The 21,020-nt window shown below is 28.3% G+C and carries 21 protein-coding genes and 1 tRNA gene; 8 read left to right on the top strand and 14 right to left on the bottom strand.

The window, feature by feature from the left end; genetic code table 11:
* Positions 1 to 22: 22 nt before the first annotated feature.
* The 5 genes from LXD69_RS00380 (at position 23) to LXD69_RS00360 (ending at position 2,364) form a co-directional block, all read left to right on the top strand.
* The gene (locus tag LXD69_RS00380) at positions 23 to 433 is read left to right on the top strand and encodes a 6-pyruvoyl trahydropterin synthase family protein (RefSeq protein ID WP_045972627.1); all 411 of its coding nucleotides are present in this window, start codon (positions 23 to 25) and stop codon (positions 431 to 433) included.
* Position 434: 1 nt separating this feature from the next.
* On the top strand, positions 435 to 887 hold the full coding sequence (locus LXD69_RS00375; protein ID WP_246916576.1) for a peroxiredoxin: 453 nt from the start codon (positions 435 to 437) through the stop codon (positions 885 to 887).
* 35 nt (positions 888 to 922) lie between these two features.
* The gene (locus LXD69_RS00370; RefSeq protein WP_246916574.1) at positions 923 to 1,888 is read left to right on the top strand and encodes a type I phosphomannose isomerase catalytic subunit; all 966 of its coding nucleotides are present in this window, start codon (positions 923 to 925) and stop codon (positions 1,886 to 1,888) included.
* Between the two features lie 57 nt (positions 1,889 to 1,945).
* The gene (locus LXD69_RS00365) at positions 1,946 to 2,215 is read left to right on the top strand and encodes a hypothetical protein (RefSeq protein WP_045972621.1); all 270 of its coding nucleotides are present in this window, start codon (positions 1,946 to 1,948) and stop codon (positions 2,213 to 2,215) included.
* Between the two features lie 75 nt (positions 2,216 to 2,290).
* Positions 2,291 to 2,364 (top strand) — tRNA-Thr (locus tag LXD69_RS00360).
* A gap of 285 nt (positions 2,365 to 2,649) precedes the next feature.
* Here the strand turns inward: LXD69_RS00360 and LXD69_RS00355 are convergent.
* The 8 genes from LXD69_RS00355 to LXD69_RS00320 form a co-directional block, all read right to left on the bottom strand.
* Positions 2,650 to 3,366 (bottom strand): DUF4369 domain-containing protein, encoded by a 717-nt coding sequence (locus LXD69_RS00355; protein ID WP_246916572.1) that lies wholly within the window; start codon positions 3,364 to 3,366, stop codon positions 2,650 to 2,652.
* A 23-nt stretch (positions 3,367 to 3,389) separates the two neighbouring features.
* Entirely contained in the window at positions 3,390 to 4,691 is a 1,302-nt protein-coding gene (locus LXD69_RS00350) for a DUF819 family protein (RefSeq protein WP_246916570.1), read from the bottom strand.
* An 88-nt stretch (positions 4,692 to 4,779) separates the two neighbouring features.
* Positions 4,780 to 6,636: a M61 family metallopeptidase gene (locus LXD69_RS00345; RefSeq protein WP_045972615.1), complete on the bottom strand. Its 1,857-nt coding sequence runs from the start codon at positions 6,634 to 6,636 to the stop codon at positions 4,780 to 4,782.
* Positions 6,637 to 6,732: 96 nt separating this feature from the next.
* Positions 6,733 to 7,014, bottom strand: a complete 282-nt coding sequence (locus LXD69_RS00340) for a DUF2805 domain-containing protein (protein ID WP_045972613.1) — start codon at positions 7,012 to 7,014, stop codon at positions 6,733 to 6,735.
* Positions 7,015 to 7,154: 140 nt separating this feature from the next.
* Positions 7,155 to 7,757, bottom strand: coding sequence for an alpha-ketoglutarate-dependent dioxygenase AlkB family protein (locus tag LXD69_RS00335; RefSeq protein ID WP_246916568.1), 603 nt, complete (start codon positions 7,755 to 7,757; stop codon positions 7,155 to 7,157).
* A gap of 60 nt (positions 7,758 to 7,817) precedes the next feature.
* Positions 7,818 to 8,519, bottom strand: a complete 702-nt coding sequence (gene aqpZ / locus LXD69_RS00330) for an aquaporin Z (RefSeq protein ID WP_045972608.1) — start codon at positions 8,517 to 8,519, stop codon at positions 7,818 to 7,820.
* A 25-nt stretch (positions 8,520 to 8,544) separates the two neighbouring features.
* The gene (locus tag LXD69_RS00325; RefSeq protein ID WP_045972606.1) at positions 8,545 to 8,901 is read right to left on the bottom strand and encodes a DoxX family protein; all 357 of its coding nucleotides are present in this window, start codon (positions 8,899 to 8,901) and stop codon (positions 8,545 to 8,547) included.
* 45 nt (positions 8,902 to 8,946) lie between these two features.
* Positions 8,947 to 9,846: a DMT family transporter gene (locus LXD69_RS00320; protein ID WP_045972604.1), complete on the bottom strand. Its 900-nt coding sequence runs from the start codon at positions 9,844 to 9,846 to the stop codon at positions 8,947 to 8,949.
* 149 nt (positions 9,847 to 9,995) lie between these two features.
* Here LXD69_RS00320 and LXD69_RS00315 point away from each other — a divergent pair, with 149 nt between their 5' ends.
* Positions 9,996 to 10,592: a murein L,D-transpeptidase catalytic domain-containing protein gene (locus LXD69_RS00315; RefSeq protein ID WP_246916566.1), complete on the top strand. Its 597-nt coding sequence runs from the start codon at positions 9,996 to 9,998 to the stop codon at positions 10,590 to 10,592.
* A gap of 139 nt (positions 10,593 to 10,731) precedes the next feature.
* A complete protein-coding gene (locus tag LXD69_RS00310) occupies positions 10,732 to 12,954 on the top strand; it encodes an ATP-binding protein (protein WP_246916564.1) in 2,223 nt (740 codons plus the stop codon).
* A gap of 2 nt (positions 12,955 to 12,956) precedes the next feature.
* On the opposite strand, the gene LXD69_RS00305 is transcribed toward LXD69_RS00310, so the two are convergent.
* The 4 genes from LXD69_RS00305 to LXD69_RS00290 are packed head-to-tail and all read right to left on the bottom strand — an operon-like array spanning position 12,957 to position 15,642.
* Positions 12,957 to 13,349, bottom strand: a complete 393-nt coding sequence (locus LXD69_RS00305) for a DUF2721 domain-containing protein (RefSeq protein ID WP_045972598.1) — start codon at positions 13,347 to 13,349, stop codon at positions 12,957 to 12,959.
* Positions 13,350 to 13,391: 42 nt separating this feature from the next.
* Positions 13,392 to 13,886, bottom strand: a complete 495-nt coding sequence (locus LXD69_RS00300) for a GNAT family N-acetyltransferase (RefSeq protein ID WP_246916562.1) — start codon at positions 13,884 to 13,886, stop codon at positions 13,392 to 13,394.
* A complete protein-coding gene (locus tag LXD69_RS00295; RefSeq protein WP_246916560.1) occupies positions 13,887 to 14,819 on the bottom strand; it encodes a TolB-like translocation protein in 933 nt (310 codons plus the stop codon).
* A gap of 10 nt (positions 14,820 to 14,829) precedes the next feature.
* Positions 14,830 to 15,642, bottom strand: coding sequence for an alpha/beta hydrolase (locus LXD69_RS00290; RefSeq protein WP_246916558.1), 813 nt, complete (start codon positions 15,640 to 15,642; stop codon positions 14,830 to 14,832).
* 83 nt (positions 15,643 to 15,725) lie between these two features.
* Here LXD69_RS00290 and LXD69_RS00285 point away from each other — a divergent pair, with 83 nt between their 5' ends.
* The gene (locus LXD69_RS00285) at positions 15,726 to 17,858 is read left to right on the top strand and encodes an outer membrane beta-barrel family protein (RefSeq protein WP_246916556.1); all 2,133 of its coding nucleotides are present in this window, start codon (positions 15,726 to 15,728) and stop codon (positions 17,856 to 17,858) included.
* An 83-nt stretch (positions 17,859 to 17,941) separates the two neighbouring features.
* Here LXD69_RS00285 and LXD69_RS00280 read toward each other — a convergent pair whose 3' ends face one another.
* Together LXD69_RS00280 and htpG are read right to left on the bottom strand one after the other, a co-directional pair.
* The gene (locus LXD69_RS00280; RefSeq protein ID WP_246916554.1) at positions 17,942 to 18,796 is read right to left on the bottom strand and encodes a M12 family metallopeptidase; all 855 of its coding nucleotides are present in this window, start codon (positions 18,794 to 18,796) and stop codon (positions 17,942 to 17,944) included.
* Between the two features lie 263 nt (positions 18,797 to 19,059).
* Positions 19,060 to 20,946, bottom strand: coding sequence for a molecular chaperone HtpG (htpG, locus tag LXD69_RS00275; protein WP_246916552.1), 1,887 nt, complete (start codon positions 20,944 to 20,946; stop codon positions 19,060 to 19,062).
* Positions 20,947 to 21,020: the final 74 nt, after the last annotated feature.

Raw genomic sequence — 21,020 nt, 5'->3', positions numbered from 1 at the left:
TTTAAAATATTAGTAATAAAAAATGCGAGTAACTGTTTCAAGGAAAGCACATTTTAATTCTGCTCATAGATTATATAGAAAAGATTGGTCTGAAGAGAAAAACAATGCCATTTTCGGTAAATGTAATAATCCAAATTTTCATGGGCATAATTATGAACTAATAGTAAGTGTTACAGGTGAAGTAGATCAAGAAACAGGATTTGTAATTGATGTTAAAATTTTATCTGATTTAATCAAAGAACATATAGAACATACTTTTGATCATAAAAATTTAAATTTAGATGTTATAGAATTTCAAGATTTAAATCCAACTGCTGAAAATATAGCCATTGTAATTTGGAATAAATTAAGACCTTTTATTGATGAAAATAAAGATTTGGAAATTGTTTTATATGAAACGCCAAGAAACTTTGTAACCTATAAAGGAAATTAAAATGGCATTAAAAATTGGAGATAAAATACCTTGTTTTTTTAATGAGGATAATAATGCAGTCTTTAATTGGGATAAGTATAAAGGAAAGCCATTAGTGATTTATTTCTACCCTAAAGATGATACACCAGGTTGTACTACTCAGGCATGTGGTTTTAGGGATGAATATGAAACGTTTAAAGAATTAGGAGCAGAAGTTATTGGAATAAGTGGAGATTCTAATGAATCTCATGAAAAATTTGCTCAAAAATATAAATTACCTTTTCTATTATTATCGGATAATGATAAAAAAATCAGAAAGCTTTTTGGAGTGCCTTCAAATCTCTTCGGATTAATTCCAGGTAGAGTTACTTATGTAATGGATAAAAATGGAATTATTCAATTTATCTTTAATAGCATGTCAGCTAAAAATCATGTTCAAAAAGCAAAAGAGATTATTCAAAAAATGACAGAATAGTTGTAGAAAACCCAATTTTAAATAATTTTCGCAGTATGAGTACAAAATTATATCCTCTTACATTTAATCCTATTTTAAAAGAAAGAATATGGGGAGGAACAAAACTTCAAACATATTTAAATAAATTAATTAATTCGGATATAACAGGTGAAAGTTGGGAAATATCAACAGTTCCTAATGATGTGAGTGTGGTGAATAGTGGTTTTTTAGAAGGGAAAAATATAAATGATATTATAGCATTATACCCTGAAGACTTTTTAGGAAAATCTGTTTTAGATCGATTTGGAAATCAATTTCCTTTACTTTTTAAGTTTATTGATGCGCAACAAGATTTATCTATTCAATTGCATCCAAATGACGAATTGGCTAAAAAAAGACATAATTCTTTTGGAAAAACAGAAATGTGGTACGTGATGCAAGCTGATGATAATGCCCGTTTGGTTGTTGGTTTTAAAGAAAATTCAAATAAAGAAGAATATTTAGCTCATTTAGAAAATAAAACACTTGTTTCTATTTTAAACGAAATGCCTGTTAAAAAAGGGGATGTGTTTTTTTTAGAAACAGGAACTATCCATGCAATAGGAGCTGGAATTGTTATAGCAGAGATTCAACAAACGAGCGATATAACATATAGAATATACGATTGGGATAGAGTAGATGCAAATGGGAATGAAAGAGAATTGCATACCGAATTAGCTTTAGATGCTATAAATTATAATACAACCCAAGCTAAGGTCAATTATGAATTAAATAATAATCAATTAAATAAAGTTGTAGATTGTGATTATTTTAAGACCAATATTCTTTCGTTAAAAGGGGAAGTTACATGGAATAAAAAAAGAGATGCCTTTACAGTTTTAATGTGTACAGAAGGCCATTTTACTCTTTCTTATGAAGAAGAAAACTATAATTTTAAAAACGGAGATACTGTTTTATTACCAGCAAGTATTCAAGGTGTTGATATGAGTGGAGAAGCTACTATTTTAGAAATTTCTATTTAATTCATTATCATTAGAATATATTGCTTAATTTTGCATCAAATTTTAAATAAATACAAAATGGCAAGCGTTAAAAACTTGAAAAAAGAAATCAACTACGTTTTAGGAGATTTAGTAAACATCGTTTATGTATGGGAAATGACTCATGGAGGAAAACCAACAGAAGCTACAGATGCTATTGTTGATGAAATCTATGATAATTATGATGCATTGGTAACAAGAATAAGCCAAAGAGATGTTGAAAATAAAAAATCTCATTTTTCTCAAATTCGTAAAGATTACGAAGCTACTGCTAATCAAATAGTTGAAAAAATCAACGGATTAAACTAGAAAAAATAGATAAAAAATTGCGATTTTTTTTTGCAAATATAAAAAACTGGATTATATTTGCACCGCAATAGAGTTGCCGGTGTAGCTCAGCTGGCTAGAGCAGCTGATTTGTAATCAGCAGGTCGTGGGTTCGAGTCCCTCCATCGGCTCTATTTTTAAGACCATCAGAAATGATGGTCTTTTTATTTATAGCCCTTTTTAAAACAAGAAACGTTGTTTTTATAAAGTAATAATCAATTAGAATTTACTTTAGACTTTTTAAAGAGTCTTGTAGTTTTCATAAAGACGCCTTTTTAAAATTATAAAAAATAGAAGATCATATTTCTTGTAATATTAATGTGTCATTTGTAGTACATATAGCTTACAGATATAGTTAAAACAACAAAGAGCAAATGTTTAATTTGCTCTTTGTTGTTTTGTTAAATAAAATAAATCTATTTTTCGTTTTGTTTTCTGTCTTTAATATGTTTTGTTAAGAGTTTTCCATATTTTGAATTGGTAATTTTAGGAGTTAAATGTTTTGCAATGGTATCTAAATAAGCAATATTTATATCTCCTATTTCTGTTAAAGCTAAATATGGAGCAATTTCAAAATCACTATGAGTAGCAGCAAAATTTGCAGTATATCGATATTTTCTAGTTAAAATTTTTTGGTATGCATCGTTAATACTATCGGCTGTTTTTTCACTTAAATTAAACCCTTCTTTGATTTTCTTTTCTACCAATTTTAAACTTTGCTCATTAAATTTTGTTCTGTAACTATTGAATTCTGTTAATAATTCATGATTTTTAGAACCTGTGACTTTTGCTGAAGCATAAAATTCTTTAAGATTAGCATCAATATTCATTTCACCAGGTTCAGCAAAAAAAGGAAGGCTATTGTCTATAGAGTTTGTTTGCCCTCTATCTAAAAATAAATATAAAACTTCAGGACTTTTTAATTTAACTGTACTTTCAAAGTTTGAATTACCTTTAATAATAATACTGTCTAATGTAACGAAAGTAGTGTCTTCTATTTTTTTAAGGTATAATTTTCCTTGACTTAATCCTTTAATGTTTCCTGTTAAATGTAGGCTTCCTTTTGGAGTTTCTTTTTTCTCACATGCTACTAAAGCAAACAATCCTACTCCTAAAAGTAATAATTTTTTCATTTTCTATTTTGTTAATTAGTTTATTATGGTGATACTTTTTCCATTAAAAAAGTACACATTATGGCTCCGTATGTTCCTGCTATATATCCGAAAATTGCCAAAAGAACTCCTACACTAGCTAATGATGGATGAAACGCTGAGGCTACAACAGGTGCAGATGCAGCTCCACCTACATTTGCTTGACTTCCAACTGCAATGAAGAAGTAAGGTGCTTTTATTAATTTTGCAACAGCAAATATGATGATAAAATGGATTATCATCCAAATTATTCCTACTAGAATTAATCCTGGATTATCTAATACTGACCTTAGATCCATTTTCATTCCTATAGATGCAACAAGTATATAAATAAAAATACTACCTATTTTACTAGCTCCAGCTCCTTCATACGTTTTTAGTTTAGTATTGGATAAGATAATTCCTAAAGCTGTTGCAATGGTAATCATCCAGAAGAAAGTTCCTCCAAATGTTGATGCAAAACTTTTAGGATCATTTACTGATTCAAAAGTGTTTTTAAAGAAGTCAGCAGCTACTTGTGAACCCCAATGTGATAACCCTACAGAAGTAAAGGCAATTGCTAAAATAACCATGTAATCAGATAATGTAGGATTTCTTTTTACACTTTCTTGATAATTTGAAACTTTATCTTGAAGTTCTTGTATAGAAGAATTATCTGCTTTTAGCCACTTATTAATGGTTTCTTTTTTACCAATTCCATATAGAAGTGCAGCCATACCAATATTAGCAACTACAATATCAACTAATACCATAGCTCCATATTTTTCTTGATTGTATTTAAAAATTTCTAGCATAGCTGCCTGATTTGCTCCACCACCGATCCAACTTCCTGCAATTGTAGATAAGCCTCTCCAAACAGCGTCAAAATCATTTCCTCCAACTGTTTCTGGAGAAAAAATAGAAACAATTAGAATAGCAATTGGTCCACCTAATATAATTCCGACGGTTCCTGCTATAAACACAATTAGTGCTTTTGGACCTAAATTTAATAATGCTTTTAAATCAATACTTAATGTCATTAAAACTAAAGCAGCAGGTAAAAGATATCGACTTGATACAAAATAAACTTGTGATTTTTTTTCTATAACTTCTCCTGTTTTGTTTAACTCCGTCCATTCAGGAGATATAATATGTAGAGAACTGAATATAGCAGGTAATAGATAGCACATTAAAAGTGCTGGAATTACAGTGTAGAAATTTTTCCAAAAACCAGTTTCTTTTGATGAAGTATAAAAAACAATACCTATAAGTAGCATTAATAAGCCAAAAACAATAGTGTCATCTGTAAAAAAGGGTGGATTGTGCATAGTTTATTATTTATCTGCAAAATAATAAAAAAAAACCTCAAAATACATAGTACTTTGAGGTTTATATTTTTAAAGGTATACTTTAATATTATCCTTTTAACCAAGCTTCTTTAACTGCTTTTTTACTGTTATCAGTAGATTGGTATCCGTCACGTTTTTCCTTTGGCATTTTTATAGTGCCTTTTATTTCTTGTTCTTTTCCGTCTCTTTTTATTTTTACCGTTATTGGTTCGTCATCTTTCCAGTTCATACTACCAACAACTAAGTCATAAATATTATCAAGATTGTAATTAACTCCGTTTACAGCTAAAATTCTATCATTTCCTTTTAGGCCTAGTGAGTTCATGAAATCATTTAGTTCTATACTAGGAATAATAATAATTTCTTTAGTAGATTGATCTATTGTTATATATGGCATTTGACCTTTTAAGAATGGATTTCCAGCTACTTCAATTGTTGTTTCAGTAACCCCCATTTTGTTAAAGAATTCATTGTAAGGAATAGGAGTTTCACCAGCTACATATTTAGTAAGGAATTCTCCAACCGCTGGATATGTTAATGCTGTTATTTTTCCAAATAATTCTTCATCTTTGAAAGGTTTTTTACTACCATATTCATGTGATAAATCTTGCATTAAGTTTAAAATTCCTTTTTGTCCATTACTATTTTCTCTAATAAGGATATCCATACACATAGCAATTAATGCTCCTTTTTGATACACATTAATGTATTGATCTTTATATGGTGCTTTTAAAACGTTTTTACTCATTTTAGTAAAACTCATTTTATCATCCATACGTTTCGCTTGGTCTATTTTTTGAGACATTCTTTCGTAGAATTCATTCTCGGTTATTAGGCCTTGGTTAACTTGGAATAAGTTTGCAAAATACTCTGTTACACCTTCATACATCCATAAATGTTCTGACATTTTAGGATTAATAAAATCAAAATAATGAATTTCATTAGAGTGAACACTTAAAGGTGTTACAATATGAAAAAATTCATGAGAAACCACGTCTTTTAATTGTTCTTGTAATGCTTCTAATTCCATCATTTCAGGCATTACTACAGTTGTTGATGTGGTGTGTTCTAAAGCTCCAAAACCTTTAGCATCATTTGATTGTACATCAGAAAGATATAAAAGTATTGCGTATTTCTTTGTAGAGTTTATAGGGCCAAGAAAACGTTTTTGAGCTTTCATCATGGTTTCCATATTTGGAGTAATGTCAGCAGCAGTATATTTACCAGTTGGCGAATAAACACTAATAATAATTTCCATGTCATCTACCATAAAAGTAGTGATGTCTGGTTTAGAATACATTAAAGGCATATCTACCAAATCTGCATATCTTTTTGAGATGAAAATATCTTTTTCAGGACTGTCATCTGTGTCAACCATAGCTGAAACACCTTGTAAGTTTGCAGGATGTGTAATTGTAAGTTTGTAAGGGATTGATTCTTTTCCTTCAAAATAACCTACAAAGCCATGAGTGTTTAGCATGAAATTCTCTCCTGCTTTAATATTTGTTCCTGCTGGAGAAAATACATCTTCACTTTCTCCAAAACCACCACCTTTCTCAGTATCATAAGTGTCATTAACTAAATATGTTATTTTGGAAAGCTTGTTTGCTTCGTCAATTTTATAGCTATTTTCAGTGATTTTTGTAATTCTTAAACCATTTCCACTTGCATCAAAAGCTCTTACATTTTCTATATATCTACCATAATCGTCTTCAGAATAAGTTCCTGGAACTGTTTTTGGGATATTAAAAGTTGTAGTTTCAGTTGTAAAAGTAGGTGTTGAAATGGTAACAGTTACTTTGTCATCTTGTACATTTACCAAATCAATTAGCACATCAACTTCTTCTTTTTTTGAAGTAGAAGGAGATGTCTTACAACTCCAAATAAAACTTGCTATTGCAAGTGATAAAATTATTTTTTTCATTTTAATCTTTTATTGATATTTTATATGTCTTGTTTAAGTTTTATTTGTTACATATTTTATATAAAAAAAACCTCACTAGTGAGGTTTTTGTAGATTTTAGTCAAATTTATTTTTGAAGTAATATTTACTGTCTAAATCATCATCTTCTAAAGGGTCGAATTTTAATGGTTTAGGTTTAGGTTTACTTGCAATTGCTTTTTTCTTCCAAATTTCAAAATTATCTTTCGATAATTTTGTTTTCATCAATTCGGTAACATCTTTTTCTGAAATTCCAAATTCTTCTTTTAGCACTTCAAAAGGTTTTTTTTCTTCTTGCGCCATACTGACAATTCTTTCTATGGTTTGATTGTCAAATTCTGAAATCTTGCTTTTTTTCATTAGATGAAAAATTAATCTTATAATTTTGTTAATGTTATACACTTCAATATTACTAAAAAAAAATTAGAAATTAAAAAATCTGTCTTTTTTTTGTGATATTTTATTTTTAATGAGTATTTGGTCTTTTTTTTGAGATATAGTTAAAAAATGGTTCTAAAAGTTAAATTTATTCTACTGTTTTTGGAGGAAGTTGTTTTGGGTAATTGATGTTTATAAAAGATTTGACTACCTTCTTTCATTAATAATAAGCTACCATGATTTAAATTGAGGTTCATTTTTATATCTTTTTTCTCAATATGTTTTAGTTGAAAGATTCTATTTTCTCCTAAACTAATAGAAGCAATTATTGGGTTTTTACCTAATTCTTTTTCGTTGTCGGAATGCCAACCATTACTATCTTTTTCGTTTCTATATAAATTTAACAGAACAGTTGTAAAGTTTATATTTGTTACGTTCTCAATTTTATCCTTTATGTATATTAATGTAGAGTTCCAAGTATGAGGATGCATTATAATATTGGAATATGAATATGGTTTTCCTTCATTTCCATATAGGGCAGTTAATCTTGGCTGTAAATGTGTTTTTCCAAAAACGGTTATATTGTCTTGTTTCCAAGGAGTATTTTGAAGTAGCTTTTGAAATAATATATCGGCTTCTTCTTTTGAAAAAAAAGCTGGGTAGTATTCAAAAGTTGCATCAGGTAAATCTAATTTGATTTTTTCATCTGGAAATAAATCTAGCATACGGAGATAATATTTGAAGAGTAATCTAACTAAATTACTCTTCAAATTTAGAATGTTTTTTTATTTATTTTTTTGTAAAAGATTTTTGTAAATAGCTGCTCCAACAATTGCTCCTAGTATGGGTGCAACCCAAAATAACCAAACCTGACTAAGTGGTGTTCCTCCAACAAAAAGAGCTTGCGATAATGAGCGAGCAGGGTTTACAGATGTATTAGTAATAGGAATACTAATTAAGTGAATTAGTGTTAATGCAAGACCAATTGCAAGGCCTGCAAATTTTCCATTTGCTAACTTATCCGTTGCTCCTAAAATTACTAACAAGAAGAATAATGTTAATACAAATTCTGCAATAAAAGCAGAGAACATTGAATAACCTTGAGGTGAGAATGAGTCAAATCCATTTGAAGCGAACGCACCTGCCTGATTAGAATCTATAGCAAAATTTTCATTCCCGGATAGTATTAAATATAAGGTTCCGGCTGCTAGGATTGCGCCTATACATTGAGAAACAATATAGGGTAATAATTCTTTGCCAGAAAATCGTCCGCCAACCCAAAGTCCTATTGATACTGCAGGATTAAAATGACCTCCTGAAATGTGTCCAACAGCATATGCCATAGTTAAAACAGTTAAACCAAAGGCGAGTGCAACACCCGCAAAACCAATCCCTAAATCAGGAATTCCGGCAGCAAATAATGCACTACCACAACCTCCAAAAACCAACCAATAAGTTCCAAAAAATTCTGCTAAAAGTTTTTTCATAATTATATAGTATTTGTTAATAATTCTAATTTATGTAATAATAGGACCAGTAAATTAGCAGTATTTGGAGAGGCAATCTTGCTAAACGCAACCATTTTGGTAGACCTAAAGCAGCTTTTTCATTATGAAACATATATAGATTTGCTGGAAAAACAGCAAGTAATAGTAGAATAATTCCTATGGCAGAATATTTTGAAATTAAAGGAATACAAATACCAATTCCTAAAACAATTTCTGCTAAACCACTTATTTGGTTTAATAATTTTGGATTTGTGAAGTATGGAGGGATTATTTTAATATATAATTTAGGCTGTCTAAAGTGGTTTAAACCAGCTAAAATATATAATAATCCCATTAAATATTGATGCCAAGGTAAATCCATTATATTATGATTTATAACGAATTTAATCAAAATAAATAAAAAGAACTATTTTTTGTTAAAATTTATGTTCATGATTACTATTGCAAGAATAATTAGTAGTATTCCAATCCATTGAGAGAAAATAACTGTTTCATTCAATAAAAAGTAAGCCATTAATACTGAAACAGGTAATTCTAAAGAGGAAACAATACTCCCTAATCCTAGTCCTGTTTTTGGAAAACCAGCGGTCATTAATATTGGAGGAATTATAGTACCAAATAAGGCTAAGAAAATACCATATTTTCCAAAAATCGCAAAATTAAATGGTTCTGTTTGAGTGTAGATGCTAAAGAAAAACACAATAATACCACCACCTAGTAGCATAAAGAGACTACGTTGAGCTGATGAAATTCCTAAAGCAACTTTATTTGCTGTAAACATTGTAGTTGTAAATGACATAGCAGCTAGCATACCCCAAAAAATACCAATCCAGTTTAGTTCTACTTCACTGAAAAGTAAGTTAGTAGCTAATAATGTTCCAATTAAAACAATTATTACAGCTATCGTTTTTTGTTTTGAAGGTGCTTTTTTGTCTAAAAACCATTCTATTAAAACTCCCATCCATACAGTTTGCATTAATAATACAATTGCTATAGATACATCAATATATTTTACTGATAAATAATAAAAAACACTAGTCATTCCTAAGGAAGTTCCTGCTAGCATTAAGTTAAATATGTTTTTTTTACTTGCTTTTACGACTGTTCCTTTATTTTTTATTTTTTGATATAAATTTATAAGTAACATACCTGTTATACCATATATAAATTGTGAAGTAGTTACTTCTGCTGTTGTGAATTTTTCAACATCTAAATAGGCAAGTTTTACAAAAGTAGCAAGCATTCCATAACTAGTTGCTCCTAAACCTACTAAAAATACTCCTTTAATTATTTCATTCTTTGACATGTACTTCATTTTTAAGGGGCGCAAAGATAAGCGAAAATGAATTGTTTTTTTGTGGTTTATTTTAAAATCATTCTTTATTTAAAGTTTATTTAACACAAATAGATTAAATTTTGTTTTAATATTATGGCTTATAAATTTAGAGTTTTCAGATGAGAAATATTATTTGCCTATTGTTTATTGGTTTTTTATGTTGTAATAATAAAGATGTAGAAAGAGAAGTTTTTAGAGATTATACAAAGTATCATCAAGAAGCTCTTGCTTATTCTATAAAAAATAAATTTAATCAAGATTATTATTATTTAGTGGATTTAAGTGTTCATTCAGGGAAAAATCGCTTTTTTATTTATGACTTTAAAACTAATAAAATCGTAGACAAAAATATAGTTACTCATGGAAGTTGTGATCAATTTCAAGAAAATCCTGATAAATGGAAAAAAGTTGTATTTAGTGATAAAGAAAATAGCCATTGTTCATCAAAAGGAAAGTATAAGATAGGAAAGAGAGATTATAGTAGTTGGGGAATTAATGTTAAGTATTGGCTACATGGTTTAGAACCATCAAATAAAAGTGCAGAAAAAAGAGTAGTAGTTTTACACTCTTGGGATGCAGTTAAAAATGAAGAAATATATCCTAAATATAGTCCTTTAAGTTGGGGTTGTCCAGCAGTATCTAATGAATTTATGAAAAAATTAGATGTCCAATTACAAAAAAGTAATAAACCTGTTTTACTTTGGATCATTGAATAATTAGTTTTGGAGATATGTGATATAAAGTTTGTAATATTTGATTTATTATTGCTTTTATTTGTAAGATAAATGAAAATAATGCATGAAAAATATATTTTTATTATTTTTCTCTTATATTTATGCTCCCAAATTCACTTGAATGTTAAACCTGATAAAAGGAAGCAAAAAAGAAAGTAAAATACTTTTATTGCTTGAGAAAGCACATACTCTTCGGATAAATAATCTTTCGCAAAGTATTATATTAGCACAGGATGCATTAAATAATAGTATTCTTGTAAATAATAAATCTTTGCAAGCAAAAAGTTATAGCCAGTTAGCATTATATAATATGGTTATAGGCGAAATGGAAAAAGCTACTTTTTTTTCTAATGAGGCCATAAGAATTTTCACCGATTTAAATGATAAAAAAGGGATAGCAGATGCTAAATATAGTTTGGCAGGTGTTTATTATAAAACAAATTTATATCACTTAGGCTTCATTACTTTTATAGATGCTTTGAAAATTTATAAAAGAAATGATGATTACTATAATCAATCTAGGACAGAAAAATCATTAGGTACTATTTACGATTATATTGGTGATTACATTAGTGCATTACGATTGTATAATAGTGCAGTAAAAAATGCCAAAAAAGTATGCGATTTTAATTTAGAATCTAACGCGTATAATGCCATTTCTGGAATTCTAGTAAAAAAGGGGAAATTAAAATTTGCTATGGCATTTATTAATAAATCTATCCAATTGAAAGAGAAAACTAATGATGTAAGAGGAATGGCATATGCTTTATATGGAAAAGGAAAAGTTTATTTTTGGTTAAATGAGTATGAGAATGCAGAGTCTTTTTATTTTAAAGCGCTAAGTATTCATAATGAGATGGGAGAAAAAACAGGATTAGCCATGACTTATACTAAGTTAGGAGAACTATATTACAAAATGGGAAAGTTGGCATTAGCATTGGAAAATGCTTTTGTAGGTTTGAAAATTGCCAATGAACTTAATTTAGTAATGTGTAGTATAAAACTAAACAAGCTCGTCTCTCTAATTTATAAATCAAAAAAAGAATATTCTTTGTCTTTAGAATTTTTAGAACGTTATCAAAAAGAGAAAGATTTGGTAATGAATGCTCAAACATTTAAAGTTATTGAGAATTATGGAATGATGTCTAGAATTGAAGTTTTAAAAAATGAAGTAAAACTTCAAAAAGAAAAAGAAGAAATATTAGAGCAAAAGAATAATATTGAAATTCAAGAAGTTAAAATGCGTCAAGAATTTCTATCTATTATGAGTCATGAAATAAGAACACCTTTAAATGCTATAACATCTATAATTACATTATTGAAAGATGAAATGAGTGAAGAAGGTGAAGTGTTACTCCAAAGTTTACAATTTGCTTCATCAAATTTAATTAAAATTGTAAATGATGTATTAGACTTTACAAAATTAGACTCACAAAGATCAAAACTAGAAAAAACACCTGTTAACCTATTTGATTTAGCACAAAAAGTAGTAGGCGTTTATGAAAAACAAGCTCAAGATAAAGGCTTGCAATTAATACTCCATTTCGATATTAAAGAAAGAGGATTATATTATTTAGACGAAACAAAAATTGTTCAAATATTAAATAATTTAATTAGTAATGCAATTAAGTTTACAAATGAAGGTGCAATCGAACTTTCAATAAAACTACTTAAGATTAAGAAAAAACATGATAAAATAATTTTTGAAGTTAAAGACACAGGAGAAGGAATTTCTAAAAATAATTTGAAAGATATTTTTGAAAGTTTTTCCCAAGTTAAATCTGTTTTAAATAGAAATAATAGTGGAACAGGTCTAGGGCTTGCAATTGTAAAGAAAATAATAGAACTTCATGGAAGTAAGATAAAAGTGAAGAGTACTTTGGGTAAAGGCTCAACTTTTTATTTTAAATTAAAAGCAGATACAGTTGCGTTTGCAGATGAAGTTTCCGAAATGAGTCCTAAAAATTTGATAAATTTAAAAGGGAAAAAAGTGTTAATTGTAGAGGATACATTAATTAATGCAGCTCTATTAATTAAAATTCTTTCAAAATGGGAAATGGAATCAGATCATGTTGAAAATGGTTTGAAAGCACTAAAGAAAGTCAAGAAGAAAAAATTCGATTTTATCTTAATGGATATTCATTTACCAGAAATGAATGGCTTTGAAGTAACAAGATTAATTAAAACAACAATTAATTTAAATAATAATACTCCTATTTTAGCTCTCACAGCCGATACAATGTTAACCGCTCAAAACTATGAAGTCAATTATTTTAATGGTTTTTTATGGAAACCATTTGAAATTGATAGATTAAGAGAAACATTAGGAAATATTTCGTTATAATTTTACTTTACATTTAAATCACTTAAATGCAAACGAAGCGCCCTTACTGAAATACTTATTTCCCAAAAAGACAAACCAAGAGAAACTAATAAGCAAAAAAGTGATAATCCAAAAAGATAAATGCCAGTTAATGAATGACCTAAAAAAAGAAGAAGCATTGCAAAAACAGATAGAAACAAGCATAATACACCAGACAATTGCATATAACGAATCAAAGTTAATCGAAGATTTAGGTTTTTAATTTCAAGCAATGTTGTTTTGTTTTCTTCCTCATCGTATGTTTTCTTTAAACTTCTAATAATTTGTGCAATTGTTAAAAAACGATTTGTATAAGCTAATAAAATTAAAGAAGTAGCAGAAAAAAGAAGAGCAGGAGTTTCAATAGATAAATTCATCTTATAGTTTTTGAATGGTACAAAGTTATAAACTTTTAAGCCTTATTTAATCTTTTTTAATTCATATAACCAGTTTGTTTCATTATTTGGTTCTTCAACTTTTATTGCGCCTAACTTTAAAACAGCTTTTTGAGACCTAAAATTTGTTGCACCTACATGAAAATAAATACTATTTACAAATTGAAAAGCATAATCAATCATCAATTTTTTTAGATTACTATTATAATTTGTTCCCCAATAATCCCTTGAAATAAAAGTAAACCCAATAGAGATGTTATTATATTTTGAATCTAAATCGTAATAACGAGATGAACCAATTATTCTTTCTGTAGCAGTATCAATTACAGCAAAAGCACTATTAGATGCCAATGCTTTTTCAAAAAAAACTTTAAAGACATCTTTTTTGTATCGATCATTATTCGGGTGTTGTTCCCAAATAAGTTTGTCTGAAGCTATACTAAAAAGAGCATTAAAATCGCTCTCTTTTAAAGGCCTGATTGTAATTAATTCGTTAGAAAGAACTGGTTGTAAATTCATTTATAATTGAATATTATATTTGTAGATTCTACTATTTCCATTTTCTGTTTTGGTAATCTCTTCTTCAAATTCTTCAATTGTATTAAATAGCACATTAGATGATTTAATGTTTTTCTTACTAGTAAAATAGAGCATTTTGTTTTGAGAATCATAAAACGGACAATAATCTAATGCTGGAGAATTAATTTCATTACCTAGATTTTTTGCTTTTTCCCAATTTCCTGATTCATTTCTATAACTAATATATAAATCACCACTACCAAAACCATCATCTCTTTTATAACAAGAATAGATTAAGAAATCTTCATTAGGAGAAATAAAAGCATTAAATTCATATCCATCACTATTTACGTTAGTGCCTAAGTTTTCTGGTTCAGAATAAGTATTATCTTGCCATTTACTAACAAAAATATCTTCTTTTCCAATAGTTTTTGAGTTTTCAACAGTAAAATATAAGTTTTTATTTATCGATACAGAAGGATAAAATTCGTCTTTTTCAGAATTAATAGGAGCTCCAATGTTAATAGCTTTTGACCAATTATCTTTTATGCTTTTTCGTTCAACATACCAAATATCATAATCCTTACTTTTCGAAATAGAGTCATGTAAAGGCCTGTTTGACGAAAAATATAAACGCAAGCCATCGTCAGACAAAAAAGGTTCAATATCTCTATGAGCACTAGAAAATGAAACTAATTTTGGTTTGCTCCATTTTTTATTCTTCTTCGTTACAAATGCAATTTTCGAAACTTGTTCATCATTACTTTGAATAGTAAAATAAACCTCATTGTGATTTTTAGAAATAGAAATATCTCTTACATTTTGATATTTTGATAAAAAATCAAAAGCATTAGTAGGTTTTACTTCATTTTGAGAAGAAACAAATAAACTATTTAGCGTTATAATACTGATGAATAATAATTGTTTATACATTATTTGTATTTTAGTTTTTATATGGAAATTCTAATAAAAATGCAGAGTATAAGCTATTATGTAATATAGTTGCATGATTTTCTTTTGGAAAAAACTGAAAGTCAATGCTGATGCTTTTTGGAAATTTCTTTAATTCTTCAGCTAATGTTTTAGCATCTTTAATCATTATTTTGTGTTCTTCACCAACAGCCACATAAACATAAACTTTTTCTTTTATGTTTTTCAAATATGTAGACGCTTCTTTTAATAAGGATTGATCATCCCACCATAAACTCGGACTTGTGATGATGTAGTTCGTAAATAATTCTGGTTTTTTAAACAAAATTTCAGTAGCTAATAGTCCTCCAAGGGATTGACCAATAAGATATTTTTTAGTTGAAACCTTATAGTTCGTATCAATATAGGGTTGCACTTCTTTCTCAATAAAAGCGATAAATTTTTCTGAACCACCAGTTGTAGGAAAATCTTTTTTTAAGTCTTTAATTTCTGTAGGAAATGTAAAATCATGTTTTCTATCAATATTTGAAATACCTACAACAATTGTTTTGGGCATGTGCATTTGTAAATTGAAAAACTGAACTAACCCACAAACATGAATAAAATCTTCGTGAGAAGAACCATCTAAAAGATAAATAACAGGATATGGTATTGAATCATTTTTTTCATATCCTTCGGGTAAAAAAACATTTAATATTCTGTCTTGAGAAAGTATTTTTGAATTAAGAGAAATGCGTTCTCCTATTGAAAAGGATTCTTTTGTTTGACTAAATAATGATATTGTAAATAGAAAAAGTGATGTAATAAAAATTGTCTTTCTTTTCATTTTAAACTTCATAATGTTCATTTCAAATATAATAAATTATTTGAGTAGGAAATGTAACGATTTGTAAGAATTTCATACTAATTATGAAAAGATTAACAATTGTGAGAAACGTAATTTTATTATTTGTTCTTTTACTTCATGGTGTAACTATCATGTTCGCTCAACAAAAAGAAGAGATAAAAGAAAAAGAGGTTGATTTAAAAGAAGTCATCCTCGTAAAAAAGAAAAAAGCCATTGAGCAAAAACCAGACAGAACAATTTTTGATTTCGAATCGCAAGCTCATTTAAACTCGGGTTCTGTGTTAGAAGGATTAAAAAAGTTACCAGGATTAATCGTTTCAGATGTAGCAGGAATGATGTATCAAGGAAAACAATTAGACGTTTTTTTAGATGGGAGACCTTTAAATATTTCTTCTAACGATTTAAATGCTTTTTTAGAAGGAATGCCTGCAAATAGTATTGAAAAAGTAGAAGTAATAACTCAACCTGGAGCCGAATTTCCTGCAACTTCTGGAGGTGCAATTATAAATATTGTTACAAGTAGAAAAGCTAAAAGTTATTTGAGTGCAACTTATTCTTCTGGAGCTAATTTTACAAATTATAACAAGTTTAGAACCCGATTTAACAATAGTTTACTGTTGAGTTCAAAAAACAAATACTTTGGATGGCAATTAAACATAGGGCAAAATTATAGAGAAAGTGCACTTTGGTCTACTATTACGAATAGAACAAATAATGAAAATATTATATTGTCTGACACAGAAGCAGATAGAATAGGAAGAAGTACTTTTGCTAAATCGGCAATGACTATCGATTTTAAAATGGACAGATTATTACTTAACTACGATGTAAATTATAATAATAATGATTCTTATGTATTAGGCTCTGGTTTAGGTTTTCAAACAAATGATTTTAGTAAGAATAAAAATATTCGTCAAGATGCAGTAGCTACTTATCAAAAAAGATTTGATGCCATTGATAAAAAACTAGATTTTAAATTTAATTTTATAAGAAATGAAAATGATTTTAATCTAGATTCAAGATTGATGAATACAAATGTGTTGGGAAATTCATCATTGCAAGATTATTTTAATTTTAAAGCTGATTATTCAGAAGAAATTAAATTATTAGATGAAGGGAAAATAAGCATTGGTACTTTGTATGATAATTTATTGTTTGAAACAAAGCAAGCAGGAATAACCAATTTAAATTATACAAGAAGAACAGCAGCTACCTATTTAGAACTACAATCATCCTATAAAAATTTCGACTTTATTCTTGGTGGAAGAGCAGAAGATTATGCAATAAAAGGGAAAACAGATACAAATGATTTGACACCTTTTAATCAATTTCGCTTCTTTCCAAATGTAAGCGTTCAGTATAACTTTGCACCGCAAATTTATTTTAATTTAAACTATAATAAAAAAATAAGATTACCCAGTACTTCTTCTTTAAATCCAAATAATACTAATTATCAAAACCCAAACATTAATTATTCAGGAAACCCACAATTACAACCCACAATTTTTGATAATTATGAAGTAAAAATTAGCGCATTCGATTACGCTTTTATTGGTTACAGCATTAGTAGAGCAAAAAATCAGGTAATAAATAGAGTTTTAGAAAATGGAAATGTAGTTTCAAATACTTCTATAAATGTTCCAGAATTAAAAATACATAATATAAATATAGGTTTACCAATCCCTTATATGTTGTTTACGAAAGGACTAAAAGAAACGATGAAGTTTGATTTTAATCCAGATAAAATTAATTTTTTATATGCGTATGCAGGGTATCAAATGCACCAAATACCAAATTTGAATACAAAAGGCTTTTGGATTATTAATTTGATGTCCCAAATAGTCTTACCAAAAGACGTAAAATTTATTACAAATTACAATTATAGTACAACAGGAGGAAATTACTATTATTTTGTAGCAGAAGAATCTTTTAGTCATAGTTTAGATATTACATTTTCTAAGAAATTCTTAAATGATAAGTTGTCAGTTTCGTTGAATTTTGATGATATATTGAATACAAATAAACAAGGATTTGGTTCTTCAGGAACAGATTTATTACTCCAGAGTAAATCAGATACAAGAAGATTTGGATTTACACTGAATTATAAAATCCCAACTAAGAATAAACTAGCAAAAGAAGATCCAAATCTGTTGAATAAAAACAAGAAAGAAGATAGTGATACTATTCTAAATTAACATAAAAAAGAATCGTTTAGAATTTCTTCTAAACGACTCTTCTCATGTTTGTTTATTTGTGTGTTGTTTGTATTTACTGTTTGTTAGTATTTAGCATTAATTGCTGCTTTATCACCTGTAGATAAATAAGAACGTTGTGAAGTCCAAGTTGAACCATCTTTCTTTGTCATTGCAGGAATACTAGTGTTGTATACTACCGAACTACTTGCTCTTGCCCCATATAACATAATGGAATTAAAATCAAACGTACCATTAGATGTACAACCTGAACATTTATCATATTGTGAACGCCAATTAGGTCTAATATTTGAATAATTTACAGTGATATAAGTGTCTCTATCAGGTCTTTTTTGCTCATGAATTAAACCAACAGCATGACCTATTTCGTGAATAACACTTCCTGTACTAAAAGAAGCAGGGTCTACACTAATGATTTGTTGTCCGCCTCTTCTTCCAATACTTGTACTATAAGCAGATCCACTGTTGTTTTGTTGTACTAAGATATAATCTCCAGAAGTTCCTGTAATTTCAACAAAAGTAAATCCTAATTCGTTTGTCCACGTGTTTTTCGCAGAAACCCATTTGCTTTTTAAACTTGAAGAAACACCACTAGCATATTTCCATCTTACAGTTCTGTTTGGCCATGTTCCACCACCATATACTCCTTTTTCAGTAGCTGTTTCATTTGGTAATAAAAAATCACTTCTTTCTAATACAACATCACCATCATAAAGATATTTATCATCTTCAATTTCTAGTAATTGAACCAGATTTCCTCTATAAACAGCATCAATCACATTCCCAGTGGATTTTGCATTATAGATTTCATCTGTAAAATCATTGTTATCATTTAATGAGTTATTATTAACTTCATTTTTTTCACACGCTGTGAAACCTAAAGCGAAAATTACAAGTAGTGCTAATTTTCTTAAATTCATTTTTTTCATAATAAATAGTTATTTGTTTGATGCTGTAAAAATATAATTTAAAAACAATACTCATTTACAGAAAAACCTCATTTTATGTTAAATTATCTAAAATAGTGTAATTAAATAATGTTTTATAGTATATTTTTTTATTTAATTTATTTTTTTAGATTATTTTTCTATTATGAATATATATGATTTTATAACGTTGTTTTATAAAAAAAACCTGCAAATGAAAATTTGCAGGTTTTCTCTATTTTCTTTGTACTATCTTCTTATTTCAAGGTTTCGAAATTACGTTTTACAAATGATGTTAATTCTTCACCTTTTAATAAACCTTGTGAAAGCTTAGCAAGATCTAAAGCTTGTTTTATTAAACTTGCTTTTGCATCTTCGGCTTCAGTATTTAAAATTGAAGTAGCTAATTCAGAGTTTGTGTTTACAACTAAGTTGTACATTTCAGGTAAGTTACCCATTCCAAACATTCCACCACCACCAGATTGACTCATTTCTTTCATTCGTCTCATGAATTCTGGTTGCGTAATCATAAATGGAGCTGATTTGCTATCCATTGCCTCTAATTGTACAGTGTATGTTTCTTTAGGAACAATCGTTTCTAAAACACCTTTAAGTTTTTCTTTTTCCTCATCAGAAAGTTTTGAAATTTGTGTTTCTTCTTTCGATATTAATTTGTCTATATGATCTGCATCTACACGAGCAAAAGTTAAATTCTCATTATCCGATTCTAATTTTTGAATTAAATGAGAAACAATAGGAGAGTCTAACAATAATACTTCATATCCTTTTTCTTTTGCAATATCAATGTAACTATGTTGTGCATCTTTGTTTGAAGCATAAAGGACAACTAATTTTCCATCTTTATCTGTTTGATTTGTAGCTAACGCTTCTTTTAATTCAGCTAAAGTGTAATATTTACCTTCCGTAGTTGGATATAATACAAAATCTCCAGCTTTTTCATAAAACTTAGCTTCAGAAAGCATTCCATATTCTAATACAATCTTAATATCATTCCATTTTTTTTCAAAATCTTCACGACTTTCATTAAATAATGATTTTAATTTATCAGAAACCTTACGTGTAATGTAGTTAGAAATTTTCTTTACATTTCCATCAGCTTGTAAGTAAGAACGAGATACATTTAAAGGAATATCTGGAGAATCAATAACACCTTTTAACATGGTTAAAAATTCAGGAACAATACCTTCTACATTATCTGTTACAAAAACTTGATTTTGATAAAGTTGTATTTTGTCTTTTTGAATTTGTAAATCAGAAGCTAATTTTGGGAAATATAAAATACCTGTTAAGTTAAATGGGTAATCTACATTTAAATGAATATTAAATAAAGGCTCTTCAAATTGCATTGGATACAATTCACGATAGAAACTTTTGTAATCCTCTTCTTTTAAATCTGCTGGTTGCTTTGTCCAAGCCGGATTTGGATTATTAATAATATTGTCTACTTCTTTATATTCGGTTTTGTAGTCATCACCTGCATCTTCTGGCTTTGGTAGCGCTTCTTGTTTTGTTCCAAACTTAATTGGAATTGGCATAAACTTATTATACTTAGATAATAAACCATTTATTTTACTTTCTTCAAGGAAATCTAAAGAATCCTCAGCAATATGTAAAACAATTTCCGTACCTCTTTCTGTTTTATCATGAGGAACTAAAGTAAACTCAGGACTTCCATCACATGTCCAATGAGCAGCTGGTTCATCTTTGAAAGATTTAGTAATAATTTCAACTTTTGAAGCTACCATAAAAGCAGAATAAAAGCCTAAACCAAAATGACCAATTACTCCAGAATCTTTTGCAGAATCTTTATATTTTTCTAAAAACTCTTCCGCTCCAGAAAAAGCAATTTGATTAATATATTTTTCTACTTCATCACTAGTCATTCCTAATCCTTGATCAATGATATGAAGTTTTTTACCTTCTTTATCAATCTTTATTTCAATTTTAGGATTACCATATTCTACTGATGCTTCACCTATGCTTGTTAAATGTTTTAGTTTTAAGGTAGCATCTGTTGCGTTTGAGATTAACTCACGAAGGAAAATTTCGTGATCGCTGTATAAAAACTTTTTAATTAAAGGAAAGATGTTTTCTACTGATACATTAATTTTTCCACTTGACATATTTTAAAACTATTTTTTTGGTTATACATTTTTTTACTTAATGTCAAAACAAGTACCAATGTTTCAAAACTGAC

It is taken from the genome of Flavobacterium sediminilitoris (assembly GCF_023008245.1).
Classification (GTDB): Bacteria; Bacteroidota; Bacteroidia; order Flavobacteriales; family Flavobacteriaceae; genus Flavobacterium; species Flavobacterium sediminilitoris.
This window is presented reverse-complemented; position numbering and strand designations above follow the sequence as displayed.